Source organism: Clostridium acidisoli DSM 12555 (assembly GCF_900176305.1).
GTDB classification, from domain to species: Bacteria; Bacillota; Clostridia; order Clostridiales; family Clostridiaceae; genus Clostridium_I; species Clostridium_I acidisoli.
The window spans coordinates 21,842-33,750 of the sequence record NZ_FWXH01000015.1 but is presented as its reverse complement, the minus strand read 5'-3'; the positions used below and the strand labels follow the sequence as shown (position 1 = coordinate 33,750).

10 protein-coding genes are annotated in these 11,909 nt (G+C 31.5%); all 10 read left to right on the top strand.

The window, feature by feature from the left end; translation table 11 throughout:
• Positions 1-11: 11 nt before the first annotated feature.
• A complete protein-coding gene (gene thiH / locus B8978_RS14700; protein WP_084116856.1) occupies positions 12-1,172 on the top strand; it encodes a 2-iminoacetate synthase ThiH in 1,161 nt (386 codons plus the stop codon).
• A gap of 91 nt (positions 1,173-1,263) precedes the next feature.
• A complete protein-coding gene (locus tag B8978_RS14695; protein ID WP_084116854.1) occupies positions 1,264-2,547 on the top strand; it encodes an FtsX-like permease family protein in 1,284 nt (427 codons plus the stop codon).
• A gap of 53 nt (positions 2,548-2,600) precedes the next feature.
• Complete coding sequence (locus B8978_RS14690) at positions 2,601-3,368, top strand: ABC transporter ATP-binding protein (protein WP_084116852.1); 768 nt, start codon at positions 2,601-2,603, stop codon at positions 3,366-3,368.
• A gap of 201 nt (positions 3,369-3,569) precedes the next feature.
• The gene (locus B8978_RS14685) at positions 3,570-4,844 is read left to right on the top strand and encodes an efflux RND transporter periplasmic adaptor subunit (RefSeq protein ID WP_084116849.1); all 1,275 of its coding nucleotides are present in this window, start codon (positions 3,570-3,572) and stop codon (positions 4,842-4,844) included.
• A 19-nt stretch (positions 4,845-4,863) separates the two neighbouring features.
• Positions 4,864-5,580, top strand: coding sequence for an ABC transporter ATP-binding protein (locus tag B8978_RS14680; protein ID WP_084116847.1), 717 nt, complete (start codon positions 4,864-4,866; stop codon positions 5,578-5,580).
• Positions 5,577-6,767, top strand: a complete 1,191-nt coding sequence (locus B8978_RS14675) for an ABC transporter permease (RefSeq protein WP_084116845.1) — start codon at positions 5,577-5,579, stop codon at positions 6,765-6,767. Before B8978_RS14680 ends, B8978_RS14675 begins: the two co-directional genes overlap by 4 nt.
• A gap of 232 nt (positions 6,768-6,999) precedes the next feature.
• Complete coding sequence (locus B8978_RS14670; protein ID WP_084116843.1) at positions 7,000-8,139, top strand: aldo/keto reductase; 1,140 nt, start codon at positions 7,000-7,002, stop codon at positions 8,137-8,139.
• A 48-nt stretch (positions 8,140-8,187) separates the two neighbouring features.
• Positions 8,188-8,994 carry an ATP-dependent sacrificial sulfur transferase LarE gene (larE, locus tag B8978_RS14665; RefSeq protein WP_084116841.1) on the top strand — a complete coding sequence of 269 codons (807 nt, stop codon included), beginning with the start codon at positions 8,188-8,190 and terminating at the stop codon, positions 8,992-8,994.
• 192 nt (positions 8,995-9,186) lie between these two features.
• Positions 9,187-10,734, top strand: coding sequence for a spore germination protein (locus B8978_RS14660; protein WP_176212713.1), 1,548 nt, complete (start codon positions 9,187-9,189; stop codon positions 10,732-10,734).
• Positions 10,731-11,900 (top strand): Ger(x)C family spore germination protein, encoded by a 1,170-nt coding sequence (locus tag B8978_RS14655; RefSeq protein WP_084116837.1) that lies wholly within the window; start codon positions 10,731-10,733, stop codon positions 11,898-11,900. The genes B8978_RS14660 and B8978_RS14655 overlap by 4 nt, the downstream gene beginning before the upstream one ends.
• The last annotated feature ends 9 nt before the right edge of the window (positions 11,901-11,909 follow it).

Below are 11,909 nucleotides of genomic sequence, written 5' to 3'. Positions count from 1 at the left end.
GGAGATTAGATATGACAAAGCAACGTATAAATCATATGGAATATATGGAAGGTATGGAAGTACTCAAGTCAGATGTTATGAAACAGGTAATCAGTAATATGGAGACATATGATTACAATAAATATACAGCATCAGATGTTATAAGGGCTTTGGATCATGATTCTCGTACGGTAGAGGATTTTGCAGCCTTATTAGCACCTGCAGCAGCTCCATTTTTGGAAAGAATGGCTCAGCTAGCACAAAAGGAAACAAGAAAGCGTTTTGGTAATTCCATTTACATGTTTACACCATTATATATTGCTAATTATTGTGAAAATTACTGTATTTACTGCGGGTTTAACTGTCACAACAAAATACGTCGTGCAAGATTAAACCCAGAAGAAATCGAAATAGAAATGCAAGCTATAGCTAAAACTGGTTTAGAAGAAGTGCTACTTCTTACTGGTGAAAGCAGAAAAATGTCAGATGTAAAATATATTGGAGAAGCATGTAAAATTGCACACAAATATTTTAAAATGGTAGGGTTAGAGGTATATCCTATGAACACTGATGAGTATAAATATCTTTATCAGTGTGGTGCAGATTTTGTTACTGTATTCCAAGAAACCTATAACTCAGATAAATACGAGACTCTTCATTTAGAAGGGCACAAGCGCATATTCCCATATAGACTTAATGCTCAAGAAAGGGCGTTAAAGGGTGGGATGCGTGGAGTTGGTTTTGGTGCTTTACTTGGACTAGACGATTTTCGTAAAGACGCCTTTGCCACAGGGATGCATGCTTATTTGCTTCAAAGAAAATATCCACATGCTGAAATTTCATTTTCCTGTCCAAGGCTTAGACCAATTATAAATAATGATAAAATCAATCCTAAAGATGTTCATGAGCCACAACTTTTACAAGTAATCACTGCATATCGTCTTTTTATGCCATCTGCAAGTATTACTATTTCTACTAGAGAATGTGAAAGATTTCGTGATAATGTAATTGGACTAGCGGCTACTAAGATTTCAGCTGGTGTTAGCACTGGTATTGGAAGCCATGGTAAAGAGGTAGAGGATACTGGAGATAGCCAATTTGAAATTTCAGATGGTCGCTCCGTAGAAGAAGTACATCAGGCCATTAAAGCCAAAGGTTTGCAACCAATAATGAATGATTATTTGTATGTATAAGAATATAGTATATTATGATATAATATTACATAAATAGAATATTATATGGAAATGATGTTTTGTTAAGTTTATACAAAGGTGGCATTTAAATATGGGGGTATATAAATTTTCACTAAAAATGGTATTCTTAAATTTTAAACAGAGTATTTTATATCTAATATCTATAATTTTTACTGTAGTCATTATATTTAATTTTTTAAATATAATGACTAATAGTAAATTTCTTTTAGCTACAGGAGGAGAAGGAAACATATCGACGGATATACTATTTCTTGTGGTACTTTTAGTATGCATATTTACTTTTTATGCTAATTCATACTTTGTTATGGGTAAATCAAAGGAGATGGCACTTGTAGAATTAAACGGTATATGGCCTAGTAAATTAGCAAGAATGTTACTTTTTGAAAATGCTATTATTGAGATAATAGGCGGGGTGTTAGGCATATTAATGGGTATAGTGTTAATGCCAGTTTTCCTCTTAATTATGTATGCTGTATTAAAAACTAGTGGAAATATATTGATGATATCACCTCAGAGTATTTGGGGGACTATAGCAATTTTATTTGTACAACTTTTATATGTTGGAATGGGTGACTATGCATATGCATCTACTAGGGAAATTATTGATTTAGTTAATGGTCATAAGCAGGTTCGTTCTGTTGACTTAAGGTCTTTAAAGATAAATCCAATTGTATATCTTATTTTGTATTTTATTCCTATAATTTCTATATTTATAAATGCAGCAGCTAAAGACGCCGCTTCAATTGCAATGGTTGATATTTTATTCTCTATATTTGCAATTCAAGGTTTATTGAGATATTATATTCCGCAAAAGATAATAAAACTTAAAAAAGAAAGGTATTTAGATAATAAAATCAAATTGATATCACTGAGCAATTTATATGTGTCTCTAAAGCAACTAAAATTTATAATTATAACTTTAGCAATTACTGTAGAAATACTTTTATGTACTATGGCAAACTTTAAAAATTCATTACAAGTAAAAACTATATGTATATGTTCATATATTACTTTAATAATACTAATTGCAGCAAGTGTTATTTATAAGATTATGCTAGAGGCTGATAGCAAAAGGCATTTATTCAGACAATTGTCATTAATTGGATATACTGCGAAGCAAATAAAGGAAGTTATTTGGCAGGAGTTTAAGATAGTTTATTCAATAACTATAGGTATACCATTATTTCATATTTTAATAGTTATTATTCTATTAAAAAAGAATGGTATTTTATCTATGCGATTATCTGGAATATTAGTGTTTATCTTTGTATTTATATTTTTGATTACAGGTATAATTTTATATAGTTTATATAAAAAGTTAATACTTAAAAACAATGCATACAGGTTTTTATAGTTTCAAAGCTTATAATGTACAAAAATATATAGGTTTATATTGGGGGAATTGTAATGAAAGAAATAATATACGCAGAAAATATTACCAAGATTTATGGCGACAAAAACAAATTAAAAGTTTTGCATAATGTTAATTTGACTGTTAATGAAGGGGATTTTATATGTATAATGGGTCCATCAGGATCTGGAAAATCAACACTTTTGAATATATTATCTACTGTGGATAGTCCAAGTACAGGGAAAATAAAAATTAATGATAAAGATGTATATGATATGACAGAGGCACATATTGCAAGATTAAGATATGAAAATATAGGTTTTGTTTTCCAAGAGTTTAATCTTATAGATTCTCTTACTATAAGAGAGAATATTGGAGTGCCTTTAGTATTAGCTAACATAGAAAAATCAGAAATAAAGAAAAAAACAGAGGATATTTCTAAAAAACTAGATATATTTGAAACGTTAGATAAATTTCCTGCTGAATGTTCTGGTGGACAAAGGCAGAGGGCTGCATCGGCAAGAGCATTAATTACTGCTCCTAAAATAATTGTAGCAGATGAGCCAACAGGTAATTTAGACACAACTAATTCTCATCAATTATTAAAAATATTTCAGAAGCGTAATGAAGATGATGGAATAGCAATACTTATGGTTACCCATGATTCCATGATAGCTAGTTATGCAAAAAAACTTGTATTTTTAAGGGATGGAAAAATCGATGAAGTCCTTGAAAGAGGAAATTTAACTCAAAGAGAGTTTTTTTATAAAATTATTGATATAACATCCAAAGAAACTCAAAATATGTTTGATAAAATGGGTTAACCTTCTTATCTTGATAAGGCAAAAAATATGAAATTTCATTGTGGCCTCATAGAAAAATATTTTTCTATGAGGCCATTTTTTATTTATGTTTAATCACACGCACTTCACATATTTATTTGATATTTACACTGAAATTTCAAGTTATGCTTATATTATCGAAGAGAGAAGAACGAAAATGTTTGCAATTACAGGAGGGAAATAATGAAGAGTAAGGTAATTAAAGCAATAATAATATGTATAGTTGTAGTTGGAATTGGCGGCGCAGGTTATTTTGGATACAATAAATTTTTTAAAAAGAGTGCAGCAGTGACATCCTCAAAATATTCTACTTCAACTGTTAAAAAAATGAGCATATCTAAAACTATACAAGGTACAGGAGCAGCTTATGCTGGCACAACTTATGCGGTGGCACCAAATAATAATGGAATAATAGCAGACTTAACTGTTAAGGTTGGAGACACTGTGACAGCAGGACAAAAACTTTTTGTTAGTTCTAGTTCAGATCTTACAAAAGCTGTGACAACCGCAACAAGAAATTTGACAAAGGCAAAAGCGCAACTTGCTGCAGATGAAAGTTCACTTACTACAGCAAAAACACAACTTACAACAGATGAAAGTGCTGACAAAGTTGATGCTACTAAAGTAGCTTCTGATGAAAAGTCGATAAGTGATACAAATAGTAAAATATCAGATGATGGGGATTCAGTAAGCGATGCAACTACGGCTTTATCAGATGCAAACACTGCGTTAACAAAGCAGACGGTTACATCACCTATAGCGGGTCTCGTAACATCTGTGGATAATGCTAATGGAGATAGTGGACAAAGTGGTAAAAGCGCAGTGACAGTAACAGATATGAACTCTATGAAGGTTAAGGTTTCTGTAGATGAATTAGACATATCATCTGTAACAGTAGGTCAGAAAGCTACTATTAAATTTGATGCGTTATCAGATAAATCTTTTACAGGCAGCGTTGAATCAGTAGCACAGACAGGTACAACCTCAAATAATGTTACAACATACGATGTTGTTGTAAGTATTAGTAATCCAACAGGAATAAAGCTTGGTATGAATGCAGACGTTACAATTGCAGTACAGAGCAAAGACAATGCAATTGTAATACCAGAGGAAGCTTTAGTTGAGAGCAACAGTAAAAAATATGTAAGAGTTGAAGATACAACAAAATCAAATAACATGCAAAGCAATAATAATTCTTCAAATGCAACATCTAATAGTAAATTAGTGGAAATTACAACAGGCTTAGAAACAGAAGATTATATTGAAGTTACAAAAGGAGTTACAGAAGGCGAAACTATATTAGTTCAGCTACCTTCAAGTAGTAGTAGCACCAATACTCAACAAGGTGGTATGGGAGGCCCTGGTGGATCTATGGGAAGCGGCGGAGGAATGCCAAGTGGTGGTGGCCAAGGTGGCGGACAAAGTAGCAGTAATTCAAAATCCACATCTGGTAAATAATAATACGGGAGGGAAATCTATGTCAGAAACATCAAATAGTGATTACTTAATTGAGATGACTAATATAGAAAAGATATATAAAATGGGTGGAAATAGTTTTAAAGCTATAGAAACCGTAAATCTAACAATAGCTAAAGGTGAGTACGTAGCTATTGTTGGACCATCGGGTGCCGGTAAGTCTACACTTATGAATATTATTGGCTGCCTAGATAAAGCAACGAAGGGAGAATACTTTTTAGATGGAGTAGACACAAAATGTAATGATAATAAGCTTGCAGAGATAAGAAACAATAAAATAGGTTTTATCTTTCAAAACTACAACCTTCTTGCAAAATTAAGTATATTGGATAATGTGCTACTACCATTATTATATTTGGGATATACAAATAAAGCCGCAAAGGAAAAAGCAAAAATAGCTTTAGAAAAAGTAGGACTTGGAAACCATATAAAACACAAGCCATCAGAATTGTCAGGTGGACAAATGCAGAGAGTTGCTATTGCTAGGGCATTGGTTACAGATCCACAAATTATATTAGCAGATGAACCAACAGGAGCACTTGACAGTAAAACAGGAAAAGAAGTACTTAAAATGCTAGAGGATTTAAATAATGATGGGAATACAATTGTAATGATTACTCATGATAGAGAAATAGCATCACATGCAAAAAGGATGATTACCGTTAGAGACGGGCATATAACTTCCGATGAAATAAATGAAAAGGGGGTTACGGCATGAGAGTAACGCAATTATTTAAAATAGCACTTTATTCAGTGTGGAGCAATAAAGTACGTTCGTTTTTAACAATGCTTGGAATAATTATTGGTATATCTTCAGTAATTATTCTTGTAGGAATGGGTGAAGGGACAAAACAGACTGTTAGCGAAGAGATAAGTAGTTTAGGAACAAATCTTATTACAGTTAGTCTTACCAAAACTGCTACTATCAGCAATCAAGAACTTACAGAGCTTAAGACTAAACCTGGCATTAAAGAAGTTGCACCGCAAATTTCGTCAAGTAATGTAAATGTAAAGGCAGGCAGTAAATCTAGCACAACAACAATAGAAGCATCAAATGCAAATTATGCAAAAATAAAAAATTATACAGTAAGTTCAGGCAGATTTATAACTGATAGAGACGTTGAAAACAGATACAATATACTTGTAATTGGTACGGAAACTGCAAATAATATTTTTGGATATACAAATGTGGTAGGACAATATATGTATGTTAATGGGATTGAGTTTAAAATAGTAGGAGTTCTTGCATCAGAAGGAACATCAACTACTGGTAGTAGTGATGATAAAATAATACTTCCGTTAACGACAGCACAGAGACTTTTAAAGACAGCTAGTATAAGTACCTATTATGTTGAAGCTGAAAGTCAAGCAAAAATAGACACAGCTATGTCCTATTTGAAAATGTTCCTTAATAAAAAATATGGACTTAGAAATTTGGCAACTAGCACAACTACCAACAGTTATTACAGAGTACTTAGTCAAACAAGTTTACTTACAACGGCTACATCAACTACTACAAGTATGAGTAATATGTTAAGTGGAGTTGCAGCTATATCACTTTTGGTTGGTGGAATTGGAATTATGAACATAATGCTTGTTTCAGTAATCGAAAGAACAAAAGAAATAGGTACAAGAAAAGCAATTGGGGCTAAGAGGAGAACTATACTTGCACAATTTTTGATTGAAGCAGCAAGTGTAAGTGGTCTTGGTGGATTATTAGGAGTGCTTTTCGGGTATTTAGGAGCGTATATTGCTAAAACATTCTTCTCAACATCTATTGTAATTTCAAGTAATATAGTAATTGCTGCTTTTATGTTCTCACTACTTGTAGGATTAATTTTTGGAATTTATCCTGCAAATAAGGCATCAAAATTAAATCCAATAGAAGCATTAAGATTTGAATAATATGTATAAGTATAAAAATAGTAATAATAAATTTCAGTAATTTATTATTACTATTTTTTAATTTATTCAGAATATAAAGATATTGCAAACAAGAATTTAACTTTTCATTTTACGGAAATTTAATAATTCTACTATTGACTTAGAGTGTACTATAAGGTGTAAAATTTTAAATGTATATCTATAAGTATAATTAATAGTAAAATTTTATTATTTATCTAGAGGAGGAATTTTAATGTTATACAGGAATTTTGGTAAGACAAATGAAACTGTTTCGAGTTTGGGATTTGGATGTATGAGACTTCCATTACTTCCAGGGGGCGACCCATCTAAAATTGATGAAGAGAAAGCTACAAAACTAATTCGTAATGCAATTGATGAAGGTGTAACCTATATAGATACTGCCTATCCTTACCATGGAACTGGTATGGGTTCAGGTGGAGAAAGTGAACCCTTTGTAGGAAAAGCATTAAAAGACGGATATAGAGAAAAAGTAAAATTAGCTACAAAACTTCCTAGTTGGTTAATAAAAACAAGAAGTGATATGGATAAATATTTAGATGAACAATTAAAACGTCTTCAAACAGACCATATAGATTTTTATTTGGTACATTCCCTTAATCGTAAAGATTGGGATAGACTTAAGGAAAATGGCATTGATGAGTTTTTAGACTCTGCTATAAAAGATGGAAGGATAAAACATGCAGGATTTTCATTTCATGATAAGCTAGATCTTTTTAAAGAAATAGTAGATTATTATGATTGGTCATTTTGCCAAATACAATATAATTATTTAGATGAAGAATTTCAGGCTGGAACAGAGGGCTTAAAGTATGCGGCAGATAGAGGACTAGGGGTTACAATTATGGAGCCACTTAGAGGTGGAAAACTTGCAAATAATCTTCCAGATGAAGCTAGAGCAGCTTTAAATAAAGGCGATGTAAAAAGAACACCAGCAGAATGGGCATTAAAATGGGTATGGAATCATCCAGAAGTAACAGTTATTTTGAGTGGTATGAATGCTATGGAGCAAGTTACAGAAAACATAAGGGTTGCTAGTGAATCACCAGCAAATTCGCTTACGGAAAATGAAGTGAAAATAATTGAGGAAGCTAGAGATATTATTAAAGGAAAGACCAAAGTAAACTGCACAGCCTGTGGTTACTGTATGCCATGTCCACAAGGTGTAAATATTCCTCGATGTTTTTCTAGTTATAATAATAGCGCAATGTTTGGAAAAGATGATTTTTATAATATGCTGTCTACAGAGCAAAAAGCATCAAACTGTGTAAAATGCGGTAGATGTGAAACACATTGCCCACAAGGTATTTCCATTCGTAGGGAGTTAGAAAATGTTAAAGCAGCACTTGAATAGAAAGTATTAGTGATATTATTTATAAGAGAAGATATAGGAGAAATTAAATTGATAAACGATAAAAAGTATATAGATTTAATAAATTATTTGAAAAATTTAGAGAGAGTTGTTTTGGCTTTTTCTGGGGGAGTTGACAGTACATTTTTGCTTAGAGCAGCAAAAGAAGCTCTTGGCGATAACATGAAAGCAGTAACAGTACTTTCGCCATATATTCCTAAATGGGAGGTGGCTGAGGCAAAGCAATTAGCTGAAGAACTTGGAATAGAACATGAAATTATACAGGTTCCTATAATTGATGAAATTAAAAATAACCCCGAAAATAGATGTTATCTATGCAAAAAAGCAGTATTTAATATGATAGGTGATATAGCTGAAAAACAAGGTTATAATTATGTTATAGATGGAACAAATCTTGATGATATTGGAGATTATAGACCAGGCTTAAAGGCGCTTAAAGAGTTAGAAATAAAAAGTCCACTGCTAGAATGTAAGTTAACTAAAGAAAAAATAAGAAGTTTATCAAAACAATTGGGATTAAAAACCTGGGATAAACCTTCATATGCTTGTCTTTTAACAAGAATTCCATATGGTAATGAACTTAAAGTAGAAGATTTTGAAAAAATTGAAGAAGCTGAAAAATATATGATGCATATAGGCTTTCGGGCAGTTAGAGTTAGATGTCATGGCGACCTTGCAAGAATAGAAGTAAATAGAGATGATAGAATAAAATTAACTAACGAGAAAACTATGGACGATATTTCTAGTAAATTTAAAGAATTTGGATTTAAATATGTAACATTAGATTTACAGGGATATAGAGTAGGAAGTTTAAATGAGGTAATGTTAGGTAAATAATTATATTTAGAAAGTTCATAACTTAAATTATAACAAAACTAAAAACATGAAGGAAATGCAGGAACAATAAACTGCACTCCTTCATGTTTTTTTATACGTTAATTTAAGATAAGTCAACGCACAAATTAAAGTAATAAAAAAGTATACCATGGAGATAATAAGCATGAAAGTAAATAAATGAGGTTAAACTTTATGGATAAAAAAACAAATAATAAAAATAAGGAATCTACCATTTATGCAGATATTGATATAAATTTAAACAATTTGAAAAAGATAATTGGTAAAAGTGATGACATTGTTTTTAGAGAATTTAAAATTTCTGAACATATAGGTATAAGGGCTTTTGCATGTTTTGTAGAAGGACTAGTTGATAAAGAAGTGCTTGATTTTAACATAATAAGGACTTTGATACATGAAAATATAACAATGGTAAACAATATAGAGAGGAGTTTAGTAGATAGTGTTTTTAGCACCATGAATTCAACTGTAGAAAAAGATTTTAATAAGGTACTTAATGAAATTCTATCAGGTAAAGTAGCTTTATTTATAGATAGCTGTTGTTTTGTAATTATTATGGATATAAGAAAATGGGCTCAAAGGAATATAGAGGAGCCTAATACTGAAGCAGCAGTCAGAGGTTCTCGAGAAGGGTTTACAGAAACACTTAGAGTAAATACGGCAATGATTAGGAGAATAATAGAAAGTCCCAATCTAGTATTTGAACCATTTGCCATTGGAAAGCGAACAAATACAAAAATTAATATTGCCTATATTGATGACGTTGCGGATATGAAAGTGGTGGATGAGGTTAGGCAGCGATTATCAAGAATTGATACAGATGCTATATTAGAGTCAGGGTATGTTGAGCAATTTATTGAAGATAATTCCTTCTCGTTATTTGCAACAGTTGGAAATAGTGAAAGACCAGATAAAGTTGCTGCTAAAATATTAGAGGGAAGAATTGCAATATTATGTGACGGAACACCTTTTGTACTTACAGTACCACATTTGTTTATTGAAAATTTTCAGGTTAACGAAGATTATTATTCAAGGCCATTTTTGTCATCATTAATAAGGCTAATAAGGTTACTCGCATTTATAACAAATTTAACTCTACCTGCTGTTTATATTGCTATTGAAACTTTCCATCAGGAAATGATTCCAACAGTATTAATTTTGACTGCAGCATCGGCAAGAGAACAAACGCCTTTCCCAGCAGTTGTAGAAGTAATAATTATGGAAATATTTTTTCAGCTAATTAGAGAATCTGGTGTAAGAATGCCTCGTTCATTAGGGCAAACTGTAAGTATTATTGGAACATTAGTTATTGGAGAGGCAGTAGTTCAGGCAGGAATTATAGGTGCTCCAATGATAATCATAAGTGCATTATCTTCTATATGTAGTTTTATAATTCCATCTATATTTGATTCCACAACTTGTTTCAGATACATACTTATTGTTTTAAGTAGTATTGCAGGATTATACGGAATTATTTTAGGAATTATTTTTATGATTGTACACTTATGTTCCTTAAGATCATTTGGTAGTCCGTATTTTTCGCCTATTGCACCAATGAATTTGGAAGGGTTGAAAGATTCATTTATAAGAGCTCCACTGTGGCTTATGAAATTAAGACCTAAATCAATTACTTGGAAAAATTTAAAAAAACAAAAAGTTTCAACTTTAAAACCTAATAAGCCTAACAAACCTGATGAAAAAAATGGAGGTTGGAACAAATGAAAAAAAAAATATTTGTTTTAGTTCTGTGCGTTGTATTTTTATCAGGATGTTGGGACAGAAAAGAGTTAAATGAAATTGGTATTATCGTTGGAGTTGCAGTGGATAAGGATTTAAATACAAATCAAATTATTCTTACCTGTGAAGCAATAAAGACTTCAAATTTAAAAAAAGGTGAGTCGCAGGTTTCATCAACTACTGAATATGTATCAGTGAAAGGGGCTACAATTTATGATGCAATAAGAAATTGTTCAAAAAAGTTTGATAGAAAAATTTTTTTCTCCCATGATAAGGTTATTATAATTAGTGAAAATTTAGCTAGAGATGGCATTGCACCAATTTTAGATGCTTTTGTAAGAGATTACGAAACACGACCTTTGGTTTGGCTTATAGTTGCCAAGGATAAAGACATAAATGAAACTTTATCTGTAAAACATGGAATAGAAGCAATTCAAGGATTATATTTAAGAGATATTATTAGTAAGGAGTGGGCTACTTCAGAAGTCCAGGCAACGGGGCTAATAGATTTTTATAAGAAAATGCTAGGCAAAGGCACTAATCCAATTGCTGGTGCAGCTGAAGTAATAAATGATTTTAAAAATCCTAATGGTGAGGATAGCAGAGAAATTAGTTTAAGTGGTGCTGCAGCGTTTAAAAAAGATAAATTTGTTGGATATTTAAATGATAAGGAGACAAGAGGATATAATTGGATAACAAATCAAGTTAAAAGTGGCGTTATAAATGTACCTGGAATTACTAATAAGAGCAAGTTAATTGCTGTAGAAATAAAAAGAGCCGGTAGTAACATTAAATCCGAAATGTTAAATGGAAATTATATATTTAATATTAATGTTGTTGAAGAAGGAAATATAGGAGAGGTACAAGATACTACAGATGTTACAGATCCTGCAATACAGGAGAAAATTGAAAAAGAACAAGAGGAGGAAATTAAACAAGAAATAAAAATGGCTATAAAGAAGGCAAAAGAAGATTTTAAGTGTGATATTTTTGGCTTTGGAAATGTTTTGTATAGAAGTAACCCTAAACAATGGGAAAAAGTAAAGGATAGTTGGAATGATGTATTTATTCATGCTGAGTACAACATAAATGTTAAAGCTACATATAAAAAAACAGGTGAAATATTAAAGCCCTTCAATACAAAAGAATAAAAGAAAGTA